Source organism: Brevibacillus laterosporus (assembly GCA_007833815.1).
GTDB classification, from domain to species: domain Bacteria; phylum Bacillota; class Bacilli; order Brevibacillales; family Brevibacillaceae; genus Brevibacillus_B; species Brevibacillus_B laterosporus_D.
In genome coordinates this window covers 3,083,166-3,103,995 of sequence record CP033464.1, presented here as the reverse complement: position 1 = coordinate 3,103,995, position 20,830 = coordinate 3,083,166, and the positions used below count along the sequence as shown (strand labels likewise).

At 41.0% G+C, this 20,830-nt stretch carries 22 protein-coding genes; all 22 read right to left on the bottom strand.

The features are described from left to right. Positions 1–10 precede the first annotated feature (10 nt). The 22 genes from spoVAE to EEL30_16150 all read right to left on the bottom strand — a co-directional run bounded on the left by spoVAE (position 11) and on the right by EEL30_16150 (position 20,637). A complete protein-coding gene (gene spoVAE, locus EEL30_16255; protein ID QDX93711.1) occupies positions 11–361 on the bottom strand; it encodes a stage V sporulation protein AE in 351 nt (116 codons plus the stop codon). 2 nt (positions 362–363) lie between these two features. Continuing rightward, positions 364–1,392, bottom strand: a complete 1,029-nt coding sequence (spoVAD, locus tag EEL30_16250) for a stage V sporulation protein AD (GenBank protein QDX93710.1) — start codon at positions 1,390–1,392, stop codon at positions 364–366. A gap of 14 nt (positions 1,393–1,406) precedes the next feature. Continuing rightward, positions 1,407–1,889 carry a stage V sporulation protein AC gene (spoVAC, locus tag EEL30_16245; protein ID QDX93709.1) on the bottom strand — a complete coding sequence of 161 codons (483 nt, stop codon included), beginning with the start codon at positions 1,887–1,889 and terminating at the stop codon, positions 1,407–1,409. A gap of 141 nt (positions 1,890–2,030) precedes the next feature. Beyond that, entirely contained in the window at positions 2,031–2,447 is a 417-nt protein-coding gene (locus tag EEL30_16240) for a stage V sporulation protein AB (protein QDX93708.1), read from the bottom strand. Continuing rightward, the gene (locus EEL30_16235) at positions 2,444–3,058 is read right to left on the bottom strand and encodes a stage V sporulation protein AA (GenBank protein QDX93707.1); all 615 of its coding nucleotides are present in this window, start codon (positions 3,056–3,058) and stop codon (positions 2,444–2,446) included. Before EEL30_16235 ends, EEL30_16240 begins: the two co-directional genes overlap by 4 nt. 124 nt (positions 3,059–3,182) lie before the next feature. Next, a complete protein-coding gene (locus tag EEL30_16230) occupies positions 3,183–4,070 on the bottom strand; it encodes an IS3 family transposase (protein QDX93706.1) in 888 nt (295 codons plus the stop codon). Beyond that, the gene (locus tag EEL30_16225; protein QDX93705.1) at positions 4,058–4,735 is read right to left on the bottom strand and encodes a transposase; all 678 of its coding nucleotides are present in this window, start codon (positions 4,733–4,735) and stop codon (positions 4,058–4,060) included. Before EEL30_16225 ends, EEL30_16230 begins: the two co-directional genes overlap by 13 nt. Before the next feature lie 67 nt (positions 4,736–4,802). After that, entirely contained in the window at positions 4,803–5,558 is a 756-nt protein-coding gene (gene sigF / locus EEL30_16220) for an RNA polymerase sporulation sigma factor SigF (protein ID QDX93704.1), read from the bottom strand. Between the two features lie 10 nt (positions 5,559–5,568). Then, a complete protein-coding gene (locus EEL30_16215; GenBank protein ID QDX93703.1) occupies positions 5,569–6,009 on the bottom strand; it encodes an anti-sigma F factor in 441 nt (146 codons plus the stop codon). A 2-nt stretch (positions 6,010–6,011) separates the two neighbouring features. Continuing rightward, positions 6,012–6,362 carry an anti-sigma F factor antagonist gene (spoIIAA, locus tag EEL30_16210; GenBank protein ID QDX95793.1) on the bottom strand — a complete coding sequence of 117 codons (351 nt, stop codon included), beginning with the start codon at positions 6,360–6,362 and terminating at the stop codon, positions 6,012–6,014. Positions 6,363–6,498: 136 nt separating this feature from the next. Then, entirely contained in the window at positions 6,499–7,668 is a 1,170-nt protein-coding gene (locus EEL30_16205; GenBank protein QDX93702.1) for a D-alanyl-D-alanine carboxypeptidase, read from the bottom strand. Positions 7,669–7,878: 210 nt separating this feature from the next. Further along, positions 7,879–9,930: a methyl-accepting chemotaxis protein gene (locus EEL30_16200; GenBank protein ID QDX93701.1), complete on the bottom strand. Its 2,052-nt coding sequence runs from the start codon at positions 9,928–9,930 to the stop codon at positions 7,879–7,881. Between the two features lie 329 nt (positions 9,931–10,259). Then, positions 10,260–11,219 carry an ATP-binding cassette domain-containing protein gene (locus tag EEL30_16195; protein ID QDX95792.1) on the bottom strand — a complete coding sequence of 320 codons (960 nt, stop codon included), beginning with the start codon at positions 11,217–11,219 and terminating at the stop codon, positions 10,260–10,262. 31 nt (positions 11,220–11,250) lie between these two features. Beyond that, positions 11,251–12,246: an ABC transporter ATP-binding protein gene (locus tag EEL30_16190; protein QDX93700.1), complete on the bottom strand. Its 996-nt coding sequence runs from the start codon at positions 12,244–12,246 to the stop codon at positions 11,251–11,253. A gap of 11 nt (positions 12,247–12,257) precedes the next feature. Next, entirely contained in the window at positions 12,258–13,172 is a 915-nt protein-coding gene (locus EEL30_16185; GenBank protein ID QDX93699.1) for an ABC transporter permease, read from the bottom strand. Between the two features lie 7 nt (positions 13,173–13,179). Next, on the bottom strand, positions 13,180–14,112 hold the full coding sequence (locus EEL30_16180; GenBank protein QDX93698.1) for an ABC transporter permease: 933 nt from the start codon (positions 14,110–14,112) through the stop codon (positions 13,180–13,182). Between the two features lie 443 nt (positions 14,113–14,555). Continuing rightward, a complete protein-coding gene (locus EEL30_16175) occupies positions 14,556–15,035 on the bottom strand; it encodes an Lrp/AsnC family transcriptional regulator (GenBank protein QDX93697.1) in 480 nt (159 codons plus the stop codon). A 551-nt stretch (positions 15,036–15,586) separates the two neighbouring features. Further along, the gene (locus EEL30_16170; protein QDX93696.1) at positions 15,587–16,723 is read right to left on the bottom strand and encodes a M20 family peptidase; all 1,137 of its coding nucleotides are present in this window, start codon (positions 16,721–16,723) and stop codon (positions 15,587–15,589) included. Positions 16,724–16,741: 18 nt separating this feature from the next. Next, complete coding sequence (locus tag EEL30_16165; GenBank protein ID QDX93695.1) at positions 16,742–17,548, bottom strand: ABC transporter permease; 807 nt, start codon at positions 17,546–17,548, stop codon at positions 16,742–16,744. Continuing rightward, positions 17,545–18,387 carry an ABC transporter permease gene (locus tag EEL30_16160; GenBank protein QDX93694.1) on the bottom strand — a complete coding sequence of 281 codons (843 nt, stop codon included), beginning with the start codon at positions 18,385–18,387 and terminating at the stop codon, positions 17,545–17,547. Before EEL30_16160 ends, EEL30_16165 begins: the two co-directional genes overlap by 4 nt. A 3-nt stretch (positions 18,388–18,390) precedes the next feature. Then, positions 18,391–19,500 carry an ABC transporter ATP-binding protein gene (locus EEL30_16155; GenBank protein ID QDX95791.1) on the bottom strand — a complete coding sequence of 370 codons (1,110 nt, stop codon included), beginning with the start codon at positions 19,498–19,500 and terminating at the stop codon, positions 18,391–18,393. 9 nt (positions 19,501–19,509) lie between these two features. After that, positions 19,510–20,637 carry an ABC transporter substrate-binding protein gene (locus EEL30_16150; GenBank protein ID QDX93693.1) on the bottom strand — a complete coding sequence of 376 codons (1,128 nt, stop codon included), beginning with the start codon at positions 20,635–20,637 and terminating at the stop codon, positions 19,510–19,512. Positions 20,638–20,830 lie beyond the last annotated feature (193 nt).

Below are 20,830 nucleotides of genomic sequence, written 5' to 3'. Positions count from 1 at the left end.
GCCGGAATACCTACCCTTTTGGTTTAAACACGAGAGAAGCTAGGAAGCTAAAGGCGATCGCCGCAGTAATACCAGCCGCTGGTACCTCAAACATTCCAGTCGCTACCCCTATCATTCCGGTTTGATTTAATTCCTGTAAGGCACCGTGGTACAGTGAATGACCGAAACTGATGATAGGCACAGTAGCACCAGCACCAGCAAATTTGATAAATCCATCATAAATACCAATAAAATCAAGCAAAACACCTGTGACTACTAACGTAACCATGACATGAGCTGGTGTTATTTTGGCTACATCTAACATGATCTGCCCAACCACACAAATTAAACCACCAATTACAAAAGCAATAAGGTATTCCATGATTATTTCCCTCCTTCAAATGCAACAGCATGTGCAATACACGGGATTGAATTTCCTTGTTGCGTGCTAATGGGACTAAGAAGGGCACCTGTGGCGCATACAAGCACCTTTTTCATTTTGCCTGATTGAAGCTGATTCATGATATAGCTGTACGTTACGCTAGCACTAGAAGCGCATCCACTTGCCCCTGCAAATACTTCTTGATCGGGCGAATAAATCATTAGGCCACAATCATTGTAAACACCTTCCATGTTGTAGCCTTCTTTTGCTAACATATCTTTACAAATGGCATAGCCAACACTCCCTAAATCTCCTGTGACAATGAGATCATAATCTTTAGGGCTACGACCGGTATCAATAAAATGAGTAGCGATCGTGGAGACGGCAGCGGGTGCCATCGCAGCTCCCATTGCAAAAGGGTCCGTAATACCCAAATCAATTACTTTGCCAACGGTAGAATATGTAATGCGTGGTCCACTCCCACCCAAGCCTACAATGGCTGCGCCCGCCCCTGTAACCGTACACTGTGAATGCGGAGGCTTTTGTCCACCATACTCCGTTGGATAACGGAATTGTCGTTCAGCTGTCGCGTTATGACTGCTACATGCGGCTACTATATAATTGGAATAACCCGCATTCACAAGGGCAGAAGCGGTAGAAAGCGTCAGCATCGAGCTGGAACATGCTCCATACATGCCCAGTGTAGGAAACTGCATTTTTTCTGCTGTAAAGCTAACCGTGATATTTTGATTAAGTAAGTCTCCTGCGATAATTTGATCGATTTGATCATCTTTTAACTTAGCTTTTTTAATCGCAAGCTTGATAGCATCTTCCATCAATTTTTTTTCAGCCTTTTCCCATGTTTCTTGACCTGCATACATATCGTCATATGCTTTATCAAACAAGTCTTTTAATGGCCCTTCTCCTTCCTTTGGCCCCACTACTACCGCACTGCCCTGAATACGTACATCTTCGTTATATTTCCACGTTTGTCGGCTTACTCTATTTTGACTTTTCGTTGCCATACTCACTTATTTCACCTCGTTTAGTAGTACATATTTAAAATCACACGTAAAATCCCAAAAATAAAGGCTGCCGTTACACCATAAACAATGACGGAACCTGCCAGTTTAAACATATTTCCAGCCACACCAAGCACATATCCTTCACTGCGATGTTCGATAGCAGCAGATGACATAGAGTTGGCAAACCCTGTGATGGGTACTGCTGAACCAGCCCCCGCATACTGCCCGATGTTGTCGTAAATCCCAAATCCTGTCAATAACACAGCAATTAAAATGAGCGTCACAGAAGTTGGTCCTGTGGCCTTTTCTGCGTTTAGCTGAAAAAAAGTCATATAGAGATTCTGAATGAATTGTCCTAACAAACAAATACTGCCACCAACCCAGAAAGCTCGAAAACAATTTAACAAGACATTACGTTTTGGTTCATATTTTTTGGATTGTTCCTGATAGATCTGCTTATTCATTTGTAGTTTGAATCCCCGTTTTTGTTTTGTTGTTGCCATCAAGCTTGTCTCCTTTATTTCTGTAATAAAGTACGATTATGGTCTAATTCCTACTGCTTATTTTTTCTATGTCTTCCCTATCCTATGAATGGTTCGATTTTCCAATCCCAATCCTTCTTGTTTTCCGGCTTTATATTCCCTTTATATAGAAAAGGTCCATTGCAACAAAGAACCAACTATTTTCCCCAGTACCATTGCCATTAAAAAGTTTCGCATATAGTCATGAAGCCCTAACCTCTTGGTTAAAATAGGAAAAACATTTAACACCTCTGTAAGACCAGCCGCTAGCATGCCTACGAAAATTCCAGCTATAGTTCCTACCACAGAGGATACAACTGCTGGCAACTGAACAGAAATCGCAAAGTAATCACACCACGTAAACCAGAGCGCTCCCAGGACAATTGCCCATTCGTAACTGCGGATAGAAGACTGAGAAGAAGAGAGTTGCGTCAAGCGTGGAATGATATCTAAGACGCTTAAAAAGGCGACCAGACCACTGCCTACTGCCAGACCCCAACCTAGTCCAGTTACAATGACAAACAAATAGAGAAGCATCATGTCTTATCTCGCTGGTTCTCCTCATTCTCATTCTCTAAATAATATTGATCTAAGTTCTGCTGATATAAAAATAATTCGACGTCAAGTGGACTAGGCTCTTCGTTGAACCGTTTACGAAAAATATGATTAAAAAACAAGACCATTCCAAGACCAATTCCTAGTGAGTAAGGGATTTGTAACAACAAAGGGCGTTTTTCATATTGTCCTGTAATCAGTTGATATAAGCGTTGCTGTACTTCCAACATGCTGACATCAGCGTGAAAGTTCATAATGGCTAATCCAGAGCCTATAAATAAAATTAGCCAAACAAACGATACAATAAAGAGATTGGCCCGTTTTATAGGGCTTTCTACCTCAACGATGATTTGAGACGTACCTTGCACTTCAAGATGGACTTCTGGGTACATCTGACGCAGTTTACGAATGACCTGCATAATGTCGATGATAATCAGATTCCCATCCTCTTTCTTTACTTGATAGACTGGGATGCGACGTAGTTTATCTTCTCGTTCTCCATCCCAGTAGAGTTGACAAATATCCCCGAGCAAAATGACATCTTTCTCTCTAATCACCAGTCGTTTCCGTAACCGTAAAAACAAAGGATGCTCCATTTCACTGCCTCCTTCCTTCTATGCAAGCAGTGTGGTGTTTTTTGTAGTATCTGCAAAAAGAAAAAGACCATTCGAGCTATGAACTGCACCCTGTCAAGTAGACAGTACAAAAAATAAAAAACAGTTAAGCAGCCTTAGTTCTGTATTCCATTGGACTAAGGCTGTTTAGTTTTACCTGTAATCGGTCGTTATTGTAAAAGTACATGTAGTCATCAATGTCTTTCTTAAGTTCCTCGAAGGTACTATATGAATGCAAATAATACTTCTCACATTTAAGGGTTCCCCAGAACGCTTCTATTGGACCGTTATCAATACACCTGCCAACTCGGGACATGCTGTGGGTTAGTTTGTCGGCAAATAACTTTTTGAACCTGAAAGAGGTATATTGAAAACCTCGATCACTATGAAGCATAGGCTTACTTCCTGGTACCGCTTGCAAGGCCAAATTCACTGTTTTAAACACAAGGCTATTGTTATTGGAATGGCCTAAAACATAGGAGACAATCGAGTTATCATGAAGGTCTAAGATAGCACTTAAATAGGCCTTCTGGCCACTTCCGTACTTGAATTCCGTTATATCGGTTACCCACTTCTCATTCGGTGTTTTCGCATAAAACTTACGATTTAACAGATTCTCAGCAACTTGCTGTGGAGCTGAACGCGCATATTTTTTTCTCTTTCTGCGGATCACCGATTGGATTCCTCTTTTCTTCATAAGGCGTTGTATTCGCTTATGATTGATCCGTCGCTGGGTCTGGCGGCGCAAATGGAGGGTTAACCGACGGTACCCGTAGATGCCATCAACCTTCTCGTATAACGAGAGCATGGCATCAGTGAGTTGTTGATTTTCCAGTTCACGAGAACTGGTTTTGCGATTGAGCCATTTGTAATAGCTTGACCGTGAAATCTTTGCGATTTCACACAATACCTGCACGCTACATTGTTCTTCTTGCCAAACAGCTTGAATGGCAAGGTAGACATTCTCCTGCCGATATTGGCTTAACGTCGCCACCTTTCGATTTCCTGTAACTTTTTTAAGAAAGCATTCTCTGCTCGAAGCCGCTCATTTTCATACTCCAGCTTTTTCATTGCGAACTTTTGGCGATCCGCTTCGGTTAACTCCTCAAGCGCTTTTTTTCTTCCCCGCCCATCCTGTAAAGCATCCTGACCGTCATTTTCATACTTCTTTACCCATTGGTACACTTGTTGGTAGGAGACCTGGTACTGCTCCGCTGTCTTTTGATAGTCATGATGATGGGTAAGACAATAAAGAACAATATCAATCCTCTCCTGCCAAGTTGTAGATCGACCTTTCGTCATAGCTTTCACTCCCCCTGTATAGGTTTTTAAGCTGCTATGACCATTATACTTCTTTACCCAGTTGGAGAGTTGTGTTCGGCTGGCTATCTTGTACTTATCGATGGTCTGATATTGTGACAATCCCCCATAGAGATAATCCCTCACCGCTTGAAGCTTTAGTTCCGCAGAATAACTTCTATTGTGGGTTCGAACCTCTAACCCTTCGTATCCATACACTTCATAACGACCTCGCCATTTCGCTAAGGTTGATTTGTTAATCCCGTATTTTTTAACTGTAGCCATAAGACCCAACTGGCCACTTTCAACTTCTTGTAGGATGGCGAATTTCTCTGGCGCACCATATTGTACTTTAGGCATGAAAAAGCTCCCCTCACAGTAACAGGTTTTATTATTTCACCTGTCTACCTTTAGGGGAGCATATCAGCTAATGCTCGATCTGGTCTCTTATCGTTTGAAGTATTCTCTTTTCCAATCGGGATACCTGTACTTGTGAAATTCCTAATCGCTCGGCTACCTCTGATTGAGTTTGGTCTTTATAGTAACGCATAAGAACAATTAATTGTTCTCGTTCTGTTAATTTACTTATTGCATCGCGTAAAGCAATCTGATCAAACCATTTGTTTAAACTTTCATCAGCTATTTGATCTATCAGCGTAATAGGGTCACCATCATTTTCAAAGACAGTTTCATGAATAGACGATGGAGCTCGGCTAGCCTCCTGAGCGAATACGACATCCTCGTTAGATAACCCTAACGTTTCCGCCACTTCGCTGATGGTAGGAGAACGCCCAAATTTCTTATACAATTCGTCCTTTGTTCTCCGTACTTTGTTTGCGGTTTCTTTCAACGAACGGCTTACTTTAACCGTACCATCATCACGTAGGAAACGCTGAATTTCTCCAATAATCATTGGGACAGCGTACGTAGAAAATTTGACGTCGTAGTTTAAATCAAATTTATCAACTGCTTTCAATAATCCAATGCACCCAATCTGGAACAAATCATCTGCCTCATAACCACGGTTCATAAAACGTTGGACAACGGACCATACTAAGCGAATATTACTACTCACCAATTGGTCACGTGCAGACGTATCTCCCGTTTGACTTTTGGCAATGAGCTCTTTTACTTGTTCGTTAGTGAGAAACGGCTGACTAGCGTTTTTGATATCGGCTCCCATGGCATTACCCCTAGCTTTGTAAAGCTTTAGCATAAGCGAGACGTTTAACTAAGCGAATACGTGTACCCTGATTAATGGCGGTAACCACTTCTAGAGAATCCATGAAGTTTTCCATGATCGTAAATCCCATTCCTGAGCGCTCCAATTCTGGCTTGGAAGTAAACAATGGTTGCATCGCTTCTTCCACGTCATTAATTCCTTTGCCATAATCCTCAATGACAAGCTCAACTACCCCGTCCTCCAAAGCTGCTTCAATATGGACCACGCCCAGTGGATTCTCATCATAGGCATGGATAATCGCATTCGTCACCGCCTCTGATACGACCGTTTTAATTTCCTCCAGCTCTTCCATCGTGACATCGAGTTGTGAGATAAAAGAAGCGACAGAAACACGTGCAAATGCTTCGTTTTGACTGAGGGCAGAGAATTGTAGTTGCATTTGATTTCTCATCGTTATGCCACCCCCAGTACGTTCAGGGCATCTGATACGTGTTCTTTATGCTTCAATACTTTAAACAAACCCGACATTTCAAAAATGCGATAGATGGTTGGGTTAATGGAACAAACAAATACTTCACCAGAACGGGCAGTAATTTGTTTGTATCTCCCTAAAATCACGCCAATTCCTGAACTATCCATGAAGGTCAAGTCCTCCAAGTTGAGGACCACGTGCCGAATCTGCTCATCCTTGATAGCTGTGTCTAAACGGTTGCGCAAGGTTTCCGCTGTGTGATGGTCCAATTCTCCTTGTAACCGGACCAACAAGACCTCATGTAAGGTCTCCATCTCAATGTGTAAACTCATAACTTGGAACAACTCCTTCTCCCGTTGATGTCTCTCTTTTTCTCTATGTAACAAACCAATTCCTCCCAGCCGACAAAAGAACAAAAAAGTCGAGAAGCCTCTACAAAAGTGGACATTCTCGACATTTTTCGTGATTTCAGCGATAGGTAAACATTACCTTCTTGGTTGTTCGTTTGAGTATGTCCCACATATTGGCACGGTCTACTGTTTTCTCCGGATACAGATCAATACGAGCTACTTCTTTACCATTTTTTTTGATAAAAATATGACCTACTACATCCGTTTTTTGAATCGGAGCCTTCACCTCGCTTGCAAGCGTGATCTCTTTTACATAAGCGTTAGGATTTTCTCCTTTTTTGGTAAGAAGACTGACAGGTTGTTCGGTCACGATGTTTACCTTCGTTTCTTCCCCTTTATCCAGAGAAAGCTGTTGAATAACATCCCCTTTTTTATAAACAGGATGTACTTGGTAATGATTGAAGGCATAATCAAACATACCAGTAATTTCACTATTTCTTACCTTGGTATCGGGTTCGCCCAATACGACAGCAATTACACGCATGTTTTTGCGTTTAGCTGTTGCTGTGATACAAAACTTAGCTTCCGAGGTATAGCCGGTCTTCAAGCCGTCCACTCCGTCATAAAATCGTACAAGTCGATTCGTGTTAACTAACCAGAATGGGCTGGTGCTTTCTTTGCGCAGGTAATCTTGATAGATGCCTGTATATTTGGTAATCATTTCGTGTTTTAACAGCTCACGTGACATGATTGCGATGTCAGAGGCGGTCGAGTAGTGATCTGGAGAAGGTAGTCCATTACAATTAATAAAATGAGTATTTTTCAAACCTAGTTGTACAGCACGTTCATTCATCTTGTTAATAAACGCTTCTTCTGTTCCACCAATATGCTCGGCCATAGCAACTGCTGCATCATTCCCAGAAGCAATTGCAATGCCTTTGATCATATCTTCCACGGTCATTTCTTCCCCTAGCTGCAAGAAAATCTGAGATCCACCCATGGAAGCCGCTCGCTCGCTGGTACGAACTTTGTCGGTTAACTTTACTTCTCCCCGCTCCATCGCCTCAACAATCAGTAACAAGGTCATTACCTTGGTAATACTAGCGGGTGGTAGCTTCTCATGCGCATTTTTTTCAAACAAAATGGTTCCGGAATCAGCCTCCATCAGAATTGCTGACTTTGCTTGTGGAGCCATATCAGGTTTTGACTCCGCTGCAAAGGCTACCCCTGGAGCAAGCAAGGTTATGCAAGTTACCAAACAGAGAAAAACACGAAGTAATCTTTTCATTTCGCTCTCGTACCTCCATTCGTATTCATAGCTTCCCCTTTTCCAAGGAAAATATTCACACTTTCATAGAATTTAAAAATGTGGAGAAATCCCTATCTGTTGCGTAAGTGAACCTTAATCAGGGTTGCATCTTTTACCATAAAATGTAACAGGATCCGACAGCACAAAAAAAACTTGCCGTCTCTTTTGCAGAGAACGACAAGTTTCTACTTATACTTGGAATTTAGATACATGAGCTTCTAGGTCATTAGATAATTCTAGCATGCTTTGTACATTTTGATTTATCCGGGATATTGCTTTTAATTGATCTTCTATAGTTGTGACCGCTTCAATTAGGGATTCATCAATTTCACCGGACCTAAGCGATAAACTTTGCATGGAGCTACTAACAACTTGATTACCTGCTGCCATCTCTTCCGAAATAGCGGTCATGGATTCGCTTTGTTCAGCCGCAGACTGAATTTCTTGCAAGATGTGGGTAAAGGATTGACCCACCATCTCAACGGATTTAAGTCCAACATCCGCTTGTTTTACTACATCATCCATATTTTCCGTCATCTCTTTTGCTTCATAGTTAATAGATCCAGCGATTGATGCGATCTTTTCCGAGAAGCTACTGCTTTCTTCAGCCAATTTGCGAACTTCGCTTGCTACAACGGAGAATCCTTTACCCGCTTCACCCGCACGTGCCGCTTCTATAGCAGCATTTAAAGCTAAAAGATTGGTTTGAGAGGCAATTCCTGTTATCATTTTCACAATTTCAGAAATCTCTTTAGCCCTTTGTCGCAGGGTATGCATCCGATTCGCGTTTTGTCCAATTTCTACTGTAACACCACGAACAACTTCAACTACATCTTGAACCTGCTTCATTCCAACTTGAGTGCGTTCTAATGTTTTGGATGTAGCATTGGATGTCGCCTCTGCTGATATAGCAACCTGCTCCACCCCTTCGGAGATTTCTGAAACAGTAGTCACTGTGTCTTGTACTTCGCGGTTTTGCATGGAAATACGCTCGGAAATCCCAGTTAATGTACCTGAAATTTGGTGTAGTGATACCGTATTTGCTTCAGAATGTTTCTGCAATTCTCCAGATGCCTCATTCAAGACAACCGCTTGGCTTTGTACACGCGTAATTAAATCTTTCAGCTCGCCTACCATCTGGTTGAGAGCCTGTCCAACTTGGGCGATTTCGTCTTTACCCTTCACTTCTATTTTCGTCGTAAAGTCTCCACTACCTACTCTGTGCATCTGTGTAGTAACAGAAATCAATTGCTTTTTCATGCTATTTGCATACCACCAAATGGCTGCACCCGCAAGCAAAGTGACCGGTATGCTAACTAGGAAAATAATCCAGCCCATACTGTTCACTTCTCCATAAATTTCCGACAGACTTGTGCTTAGTACCAAGCTCCAGGGCAACGTTTTTAAAGGAGCAATTGATGCAAATGATTCTATGCCATTATCATCGTAAATGACATTCGTGCTAGAGCGATCTTTTACTTTTTGCATCACTTCTTTGTATGCTGGATTATTACCAACTTCTACATTGTTCGTTTGCTCCACATTCTTATGAGCCACGACAAGACCATTCTCATTAAGCACATACCCATAACCCTGCTCCATGAACTGAACTCCTGCTACTCTATCCAGCATTTTCTGCATAGAGAATGCAACAATGAGAATACGACTCGTATCGGAATTAGAAGGACCCACCGGTGTTGCGATGTATCCGTAGCTTTTTTCCACTTGAGGTTGGATATCTTCACCAGAAATGATCATTTGCTTTTTAGCAATAGCATCTTTAAAAAATAACTTATCATTAAAATTAGTATAATTCATTGTCGTCAGTGAATATTCTTCAATCCCTGTTTTTCCATTTACCAGATGAATCTTTTTAATTTCCGGAAAACTCTGTCTCAATAATTTAAATTCATCTTTTATGAGGGTATCAATGGTCGTCCTCATTAGATTCTTTGAAGCAGAACCTTTTACTTGTGTCGCAATCGAATCTATCCATTCATCAACACTTGCTGTATACTGCTCTGTCAACATTTTAGATTGTTTAGTTGTAATGTTGATTAACGTATTTTTGGAAAAAGACAACACGATTGTTTCCAAGGTTCCAAAGATCAGTAGCACCATAATGATTCCCCAAATAATCATTTTAGTAGCTATGGAGTTGCCCATATGAATTTTCATTTTTCTTATGTTTGCTAAAGAGGGTTTCCAGTTATCTTTTAACCCTCTGACTCCCTTGATCATTTATATCATCCTCCTTACATGTTGGAAAGGCCAGTGCATAACGAGCCTACGGTACTACAATCATTCATATGTATAAACAAAACATGAAACATATTATCTATATCGGAAAAACAGAGGGACTTAATTACTATAAAACTGTAAATTTTCACAAAATAATAAATTTACAAATGATTTACACACAAAATTTCAAGTGGCAACATCTTCTTTTTTTGCAAGAACAATCCTCTTCACAACACAACATTCCCATCGATCAAAAAGAACAACGACGCCCTGCTATGATGCAAGGCGCCGTTTTCTTTTGTACTAGTTTCTTGAACAATTCAACGAGTTTAGTTATACAGGTGACAAGCTGCGAAATGGCCTGGTTCAATCTCTTTCCAAACCGGTTCTTTCGCTGCACATTCCGGCATTGCTTTCGGGCAACGCGTACGGAAATGACAACCGCTCGGTGGGTTCATTGGACTCGGTACATCGCCTTGAAGGACGATACGCTCACGATTACGTTCGATTTCAGGATCTGGAATCGGAATCGCGGATAATAAGGCTTGTGTATATGGATGTAGCGGTTTTTCATACAGCTTTTCACTGTCTGCCAGCTCCACCATTTTTCCCAAATACATAACGCCAACACGGTCAGAAATATACTTAACCATGGACAAGTCATGGGCGATAAACATATAAGTTAAACCCATTTTTTCTTGCAATTGTTCCAACAAGTTAACAACCTGAGCTTGAACGGATACGTCCAACGCAGATATTGGTTCGTCACATACGATGAATTGCGGCTCAACAGCTAGTGCTCGTGCAATCCCGATACGTTGACGCTGACCACCAGAAAACTCATGTGGAAAACGGTTCGTATGCTCTGGATTCAAACTTACTAAAGCAAGCAATTCTTGAATACGTTCTTTACGTTTTGAACCTGTAGCAAGACCATGGATATCTAATGCTTCCCCGATAATATCGCCAACTGTCATACGCGGGTTAAGAGAAGCGTATGGGTCTTGGAAAATCATCTGGATGTTACGACGCATCGCTTTCATTTCAGTCGGGCTTAATTTAGATAGATCTTTACCCTCAAAAATTACTTGCCCGTCGGTTGGTTCATACAAGCGAAGCATTGTACGGCCAGCTGTAGATTTCCCACAACCTGACTCGCCTACGATTCCTAATGTTTCACCGCGTTTAATAGTAAATGATACGTCATTAACCGCTTTTAACGTACTTTCACCGATCTTAAAGAATTTCTTTAAATTACGTACCTCAACCAATGTATCACTGTTTGACAGATCTTTGTTTGACATCTGTGCTCCTCCTCCCCTACGAACCTGTGCGAGCTTGTGCAAGCGGATGTTGCAACCAGCAAGCGGCACGTTGACTATCGCTAATGGTGGTCAATTCCGGATCATATTCCATGCACACCTTCATTGTGCATTCACAGCGAGCAGCAAAGCCGCAACCCACTGGAGGTTTTAATAGATCAGGTGGTGTACCGAAGATTGGAGTAAGCGGCTCATCACGATCTAAGTCAAGGCGTGGTACAGAGCGCAACAAACCTTTTGTATATGGATGCTGAGGATTGTAGAATACTTCATCAATTGTACCCTCTTCAATTACCTTACCAGCATACATAACAACTACACGATCGCACATTTCGGCAACAACACCCAAATCATGCGTAATCATGATAATGGAAGTACCCATTTTCTTTTGTAAATCTTTCATCAAATCAAGAATCTGCGCTTGAATAGTCACATCCAAAGCTGTTGTTGGCTCATCGGCAATTAACAGCTTTGGCGAACATGCAAGAGAGATAGCAATCATTCCACGTTGGCGCATACCACCAGAAAATTCATGTGGGTATTGGTTCACACGACGATCTGGCTGTGGAATACCTACGATATTTAATAATTCCACGGCACGTTCTTTTGCAGCCGCTTTGGACATGTTTTGATGTTTAATCAAACCTTCCATGATTTGATTACCAATCGTCATAGTTGGGTTTAAAGAAGTCATAGGATCTTGGAAAATCATACCCATTTCTTTACCACGAATGGATTCCATTTCTTTATTTGTCTTCTTAATAATATCTTGACCATTAAACAAGATTTGACCTTGCTTATATTCACCCGGAGGTGTCGGAATTAGCTTCATCAACGATTGAGCTGTTACCGACTTTCCACAGCCGGACTCCCCTACGATTGCTACTGCTTCCCCTTTATTTACATGAAAGTTTACGCCACGCACAGCTTTCACTTCACCAGCATAGGTGTGGAAGGAAACATGCAAATCTTTAACTTCCAAAATTCGTTCCATCCTAATCCCTCCTATTTACGTAAGCGTGGGTCTACTGCATCTCGTATACCGTCACCCAACAAGTTTAAGGCCAAAATGGTTAAACTGATAAATACAGCTGGGAACATTAATCGCCACGGGTAATACTTCATCGCTGGCAGCCCCTCGGATGCCATGGTTCCCCATGAAGCTACCGGTGCGGAAACGCCTAGACCTAGGAAGGACAAGAATGCTTCAGCAAAGATCGCACTTGGAATTGACAAGCTCAACGTTACGATGATCGGACCCAGAGCATTCGGAATCAAATGCTTAAAGATGATACGATTACTATCAGCTCCAAGTGATTTCGCAGCTAATACATACTCTTGTTGTTTAAGCTGCAACATCTGACCCCGTACAATCCTAGCCATTCCGATCCAACCCGTTATGGTGAGGGCTAAAATAATAGTGGTAACACCAGGCTTTAATACAACCAACAGCAAGATAACTACTAATAGATAAGGAATAGCAAACAGGATATCCGCAATACGCATCATAACCTCGTCAACTTTACCACCGTAGAAACCTGCAATACCACCCCAAAGTACTCCAACAATCAAATCGATAAAGGCAGCGGCAAAACCTACTTCAAGGGAGATACGTGCACCGTACCAAATTCGAACGAACATATCGCGTCCCAAATCATCCGTCCCAAAGAAGTGCTCCATGGAAGGCTTTTTGTTTTTACCAGTCAAATCTGTAGAGAAGTAGTCATTGGAACTCACCATCGGCATAAAAATAGCACAAACGATAAGAGCTATTAAAAAGATAAGTGAAACCATTGCTACTTTATTTTGTTTTAGACGGCGCCATGCATCTTGCCAAAAGGATAAACTTGGACGCTTAATTTGTTCTGCCTGACTAGCATCTACCGAGACAGGCTCAAAGTGTTTTTCTGTTAATTGCATACTGTCACTACTCCTTTCCAACATCGCCAAGCTTAATGCGTGGGTCAATCAATGTATAGGCAATATCCACAATCAAAACCATGACAACAAGTATCATCGCATAGAAGACGGTCGTACCCATGATAACCGTATAGTCACGATTCGTAATGGATATAACGAATTCTCTACCAAGACCAGGGATACCAAAGATTCTCTCAACAACGAATGCCCCAGTCAAAATGCTAGCAGCCAAAGGACCTAAGTAAGTAATAACAGGTAATAGAGCATTTCGAATCGCGTGCTTTACTGTGATAACGAAAGTACTTAACCCTTTAGATTTAGCCGTTTTAATGTAATCTTGTCCCATAATTTCAATCATATTAGAACGAGTCAGACGCGCGATAAAGGCTAGCGGGCTTGCTGCCAACGCGAATGTTGGTAGAACGGTATGTTTCCAAGTATCCCATTTTGCAATCGGGAACCACCCAAGTTCAATCGAGAAAATATATTGATAAAAACTTGCAAGAATAAAGCTAGGTACAGAAAGTCCAAGCACCGCAATCAACATGGCACTATAATCCTGCCATTTGTTATGATAAAGAGCTGCGATAACGCCCAAGGAAATTCCACCAAAAATGGCTACTAATAAAGCTTGTAAACCTAAATGTGCTGATACAGGAAATCCACGATTGATCATATCATTAACCGTTGATGATTTCTCAGTAAAGGATGGACCCAAATCCCAGGTAGCGATCCCTTTCAAATACAGCAGGTACTGCTGACTGATCGGCAAGTCCAGATTGTATTTTGCTTCCAGCGCTTTTTGAATCTCTGGTGGTACATTACGTTCACCGGTGAATGGTCCCCCCGGAATTGAATGCATCAGGAAAAAAGTCGCGGTAACAATTAAAAACAGAGAAAAAAACATAAAGATGATACGTTTACCAAGGTAACGGAGCAAACCTCATTCCCCCTTAAAAGATTTCTACTATCTCTACACAATCCACGTCAGACATCTTAATGACCTTACGTGAATATATGATTGTGCTACTGTACAAGCGATCATCATTTTTTAGCAAGCATTTTACAATATTCGACAGTTTTTGAGCGTGCTCTATCCTTCTCTGAGAAGGAAAAATAGTCTTATGCGTTATTGTACTACTTAAGTAAAGGAAACCAAATATGCTATTCATTCTGAATATTCTAGATACGACACGATAGGTTCTCTCGTGCTTTTTTACCGATATAATTCAAGAAGGCTGATCATACATCAAAACAGAGGGCAAGTGGTTCACTAAATCATGCCCTATACTGAAAGGTGCATGATTCATGGTACAATGCTCTCATTTTATGTTTTTTCAGAAAAATCTAGCATCGGAAGATATGGTCCTAAAACCGGATTGTTCAACTCCCTTCTGGTGTTACATTATCCTCTTCACGCACGTACGAAAAAGATTCTTTATACTGCTTTAGCTCCAAAGAGACATCGGCAGCGAGAATTCCATCGATTCGCGAGAGTTGCTCATTAACGAAGATAATCAGTTCATCATTGCTGTAAAAACAGGCTTGTATAATTAAATCGTGCTTGCCACTAAAAGCTCCCACGAATGTAACCTGAGGTAATTGGGTTAACTCAGCAGCTACTTGTTTCTGTTTGCCCAATTTCGTGGTTAGCCCGATAAAGGCTAGCACATCAAGCCCCAATTTTTCCGGGTCGGTGCGAATGACGAATTGAAAAACTCCATCATGTAATAGTCGGGATATCCTCGAGCGAATCGTGCCTTCACTCACTTTTAATTGGTGAGCAATCTCTGTATAAGGAGTTCGGCCATCTTCTTGGAGGATCTGCAAGATTTGCCTATCCACATGGTCGATTTTCCTCAATCTTACCACTCCATTTTACTCATATTTCTGTTTAAGCTCATTTACTCTACGAATTCACTTTCAATCATTTCCGTTTCTTTACGAATTTCGCAAAATAACGAAACAAACTCTCTGTTACATATAAAAATATTACGAATTTATTACGGTGTCAACGAATTAGAGCCCCTGCAAACATAAAATATTATAAACAAAGTGAATAGAGCTATCATGAATTTCCTACAAATGTATGTTGTATACTAAACTGACCAGTCAATTTTCATAAACTTTTCGGTTTCAGTCAAAAGAGTCTTGCAAATAAAGCTATGATTACGCTTTCTTTTTGTCACTTGTTTGAAATCTTCCTTTCTTTGTCATTCATTATTATAATTTATTTATTTTATTATTTTTTATGTTCATCTGACAGAATTATCTCACATATGTAACATCATGCATGCATTTTTAACCCCACATAGTAACATCTAAATGGAAAAACTCTCTTATCCACCCACCAGTATATCTGCAAAAGCAGATTTGGCTTATGTTTGGATCAAGAGAGTATCACAAAATCATTTTTAACATTCTTCTAACAAACGAGCTAATAGTGTGGTTCGTTTTGGAATATCTTTAATCCAAATGAACTCACGCGGAGAATGAGCATAATCTCCACTTGCCCCCAATCCATCTAACGTAGGCACGCCACAAGCAGCAACGAAATTACCATCACTTACCCCACCTGTTCCCTCTTCGGTTAAAGAGCAAGAAAATTCTTGCTCACAGATAAACTTTGCTAACGAAAAGAGTGCATAGCTTTTCTCTGTTTTTTCCATGGGCGGACGGCTAATTCCGCCTTTTACAACCAGCTTTGTTCCAGTAAGTACCGGTTGTAAAGACATGATCACTTGGTGTAACCGTTCGGCTTCCTCTTGAGATTGAACTCGTACATCTACTTCTGCTTCGGCATAATCGGCTACTACATTTCTCCCCACCCCTCCAGTGACAGTTCCTACATTAACGGTTGTTCCACTGTCATAATTGGTAAGGTTATGCAATCGTTGAATATGATAGGTCATCTCTTGAATAGCTGAAATTCCCTTTGCATGGTCCACACCTGCATGAGCTGAGACACCTGATACCTGAATGGTATATTGTGAGCTACCTTTACGCCACGTCTTCAACGCCCCATGTGGAGCCATCGGAGGTTCCAAGATGAAGGCTACCTCTGCTTTTTTTGCTTCCTCTTCCAAAATCATACGTGAAGTAGGACTACCGATCTCTTCATCACCTGTTAAAAGAAGAACAAATGTTTTATCTTTGGGCAAACGATCAAACATATCCAGAGCATGAATAGCAAATAGTGCTTGGAGAATTCCTGCCTTCATATCATAAACACCTGGACCATATGCTTTTCCGTCTTCGCAGCGAAATGGTCGCTCCACGGATTCTTGTAGTGGCCATACCGTGTCATAATGACCAACTAATAAAATTCTTTTCTTACCTGTCCCCACCTCACAGCGCAGTTGGTCGCCATAGGTGGGATTCGTATAACGATGGATGACTCCATTTGTTAATTTTTGTATTTCTTTTATATACCAAGCAATCATTTTTTCACTCTGTGGTTTATGTTTGGAAGGAGAGTCGATATTGACACTCTCCTCTAATCGTTGCAAAAAGCTAGGAAGTTGTTCTTGCAGATAAGTATATAGGGCCATAGGTAAATGACATCTCCATTAGTGTTGTTGTGCGTTTAATCCAAACAATCGATCTAAACCATACACCTTCTCTAATAAAAAGATAAAGAATAGGCTAATTAAAATAACGACAGATGAGATAGACGCTACCATCGGATCAAGAGACTCTTGCATGTACGTAAAAATGGCAAGTGGTAACGTTGTTGTATCGGGAGCGACAAGAAACAAGGAAATTGTCACATTATCAAACGAGGTCAGGAAGGAGAAGATAAATCCTGACAAAATCGCTGGACGAAGCATTGGTAGTGTAATATCCCAGAAAACATGTAGCGGCCTTGCTCCCAACATATACGCTGCTTTTTCCAGGGTGTAATCAAATGTAGTTAACCCCGTCAAAACCAGTCGTACTACATAAGGAATAGAAATTAAAACGTGAGCCAGCAACAAGCCAAGGAATGTTCCTCCCAGCTCTAGTCGAGTAAAGAAAAGCAGGGCGGCGATACCAATAATGAGCGATGGAACTGTTAAAGGTAACAAGAGTAACCCGCTTATTATGTTCTTTCCCTTAAATTGATACTTAGAAATAGCTAGAGCAGCCATAGTACCAATCAGTGTAGCAAGGATAGCTGTAATAGCTGCAAGCTGCAAGCTAAACCAGAATGCATCAATGAACTCTGGACGATCTAGGATTTGTTTATACCAATCAAAAGAGAACCCTTCAGGGGGGAACGACAGATAACCCGCAGACGTAAACGAACTAGGAATAATAATCAAAAAAGGTGCATTTACAAAAATCAAAATGGCGACGGTGATAACACCTAGCCAGGAAAATCTTCCTTGTCTCATGATGTAAACACCTCTTTATACCTTTTTGTTTCTACTAATCGTGTAAATAATGTGACCAGCACAACCGTACTTGAAAGCAATAATATTGCGAGAGCTGCCCCTAATGGCCAGTTCAATGTCGACATGATCTGTTCAAAAGCTAATACAGGAATCACTTTAACAGACGTTCCCCCCATAAGAGCAGGCGTTACATAAGCACTCATCGACAAGCTGAATACAAGCGTAATACCGGCAAACACACCTGGTATACTTAGAGGTAACGTAATGTGAAAGAACGACTGAAGACGTGTTGCCCCTAAGATAGAAGCTGCTTTATACAAAGAAGCATCAATGGTGTACAGACTAGTAGCAATCGCTAATACCATATAAGCAATAAAAGCATCCGTTAAGCCTACGACAATGCCCAATTCGTTGTATAACAAACGTATTGGTGCATCAATAAGCCCTACTTTTATCAACAAACTATTAATCCAACCAGTATCTCCAAGGATAACCACCCAGCCAAAATTCCGTATGACAACACTAATAAGATGTGGACACAAAATTAACATCGTGACAAGCCCGCGCATCTTTCCTTGTGTGCTGGCCATAAACATGGCCACAGGATAAGCTAGTAGTAACGTACAAACAACCGTATACAAACTTAAGGTAATCGTTCTTCCTAGAATCTCTAGATAATAGGTATCTTGAAACAACAAGAGATAGTTAGACCAACTAAATTGACCCTCTGCCCCTTCAAAACTTAAAAGAAGGATCAAGAGCATAGGAATCAGAAAAACACCCAGCAAAATAATCATTGCTGGCAAAAGTAATAACAGATAGGCAAGTCGTTTGGACATCTCCTACTTCCTCCCCTCCGTCATGACAAATACATCTTCTTTATCCCATTGACAGATTACTGTCTCTCCATGTTTAATTTCGGTAAGCACACTAGATTCTTGCACACGCACATCCAGCTGAACTCCGCCAATACACACCTTACATTCTGTATATGCTCCAAGGAACGAAGAGAACGATAGTTGTCCATACATTTTATGATCGGCGGTGATTTGATCACCTGATCTATCACTTAATGGACATAATTTGATTTTTTCAGGACGAACATAGGCAGTCACTCGCTGTCCTACTTGGAAGATTTTATCTGTCACCACAGCCTGCATCTCCCAATCTCCATCTGTCTTTATGATCATGGTTTGCCCTTCAATAGATGTAATGAGACCAGGCAATCTATTAGACTTACCAATAAACGTATGAACAAATTCGGTTGCAGGATGATGATAAATTTCATGAGGTCGACCAATTTGCTCTACACGTCCGTTATTCATAACTGCAATTCGATCAGATAGCGATAATGCTTCTTCCTGATCGTGCGTAACAAAAATAGTTGTAACGCCGATTTCCTGATGTAGACGCTTAAGCTCATCACGTAATTCTTCACGTAATTTCGCATCCAGATTGCTTAATGGTTCGTCGAGAAGTAATAGGGATGGCTCAACCACTAATGCTCGAGCAATCGCAATACGTTGGCGCTGTCCACCAGATAGCTGCTTGGGATAGCGGTCTATTACATGCGGTAGCTTCACCAGCTCTAGAACTTTTCGTATCTTTTCTTTTTGTTCCGTTTTAGATATTTTGCGTAGTTTTAATCCGTAACCAATATTCTCTCCTACAGTCATGTGTGGAAATAAAGAATAGGTTTGGAATACCATGCCCAATTCACGTTTGTAAGGAGGAACTCCATTCATCTTCTTTCCTTTAATGAGCAACTCACCTTGATCGGGATCTAAAAATCCAGCGATCATATGTAACGTTGTCGTTTTGCCACAACCCGAAGGTCCGAGCAAGGAGATGAACTCCCCTTGCTCAATCTGAAGCTGGAAGTTATCAACAACAATTTGATTCTGGAATTTTTTCTGAACATTGATGAATTCTACATCAAATACTCTAGTCAATGTGGACACCTACTTTCCTACCCTTGGTGCGATTTCCTTGTTGAAACGGTCAACCCACTCTCCCGTTTTGTTGCCCAAAACAGAATAATCAAAATTTACGACTCTCGTGCGGTCAAAATCAAGCTGTTTCTTTATCTCGTCTGGTAAGTTCACTTTGGTAGCTGGGTTGTAATACAATTTTGAGGCATACATGTTTTGCACTTCATCTGTTAATAAGAAGTTAATAAATTCTTTAGCTGCTTCTGGATGTTTCGCACCTTTTACCATAACTGCTACGTTAGGTACAATGTTGGCCCCTTCTTTGGGAAACACGAATTCAAGTGGTAAACCCGACTTTTTCTGCGTGATACTACGGGCCATTGTCCAAGCAGTGTAAGCGGACGTTTTACTTTGCAAATTCTGTTGTAGCTGTGCTGCTGACTTTGCAAATGTAGGCATATATCCTGCAATCGTTTCCAGCTTTTTAAAGCCCTCTTCCATCTCTTTTTCCGAACCGCCATTTGTATACGCAAGCATAATCAAAGTACTTCGTCCAAAGTTGCTTGTTACATCGGTTAAAGTCAGATTTCCTTTCATTTCAGGACGAGTGAGATCATTCCAAGATTCTGGAACAGGCATACCTTTTGCTTTAACTAACTCACTATTGTAAGAGATACCCATCGGCGTGAAATTGACTGTAACTCCCGAATTATCTAACACTTTTAAGTCATCAGATACGTTAGCAGCATTAGAGATTTCTGTAGCTGTAATGGGCTGCCATAGTCCTTCTGTACGACCTTTCTCTTGCTCACCACCTTCAACGATAGCTATATCGATCTGTGGAGAATTTTGTTGTGCTTTCACCTTAGCCACAATTTCTGTAGATACACCTGATACATATGAGAGCTTTACGTCTGGATATTTTTCATTAAATTTTTTAAAAATCTCGTCTTTCATTAATTTCTCTACGGTAGCGCCATTACCAGCAATGACTAGTTTGTTTTCCATTTTCGCTGGAGTAGACGCAGCACCTCCACCTTGCACGGGTACCGATGTCGAACCACTATTTGCTACTGGTTGCGCTGAGTTTCCACAGCCTGCTACTAACGTTCCTGCAAGTGCTATAACGGATAAGACAGACCACGCTTTTTTCTTCATCATAAGCCCCCCATACTCTCTTTTTATTGTTCACTATAAGAGAACGTTGTTATCTATATAAGAACGATATGTGAATTTTAGCATGAATATTTTTAAAAATCAATTATTTGTGAAAATTATGTGTTCATGATACAATACCGTTACGTCAGGGCTTTTCCCCCATTTTTTGGAATACCTAGTCAACCATGCATGA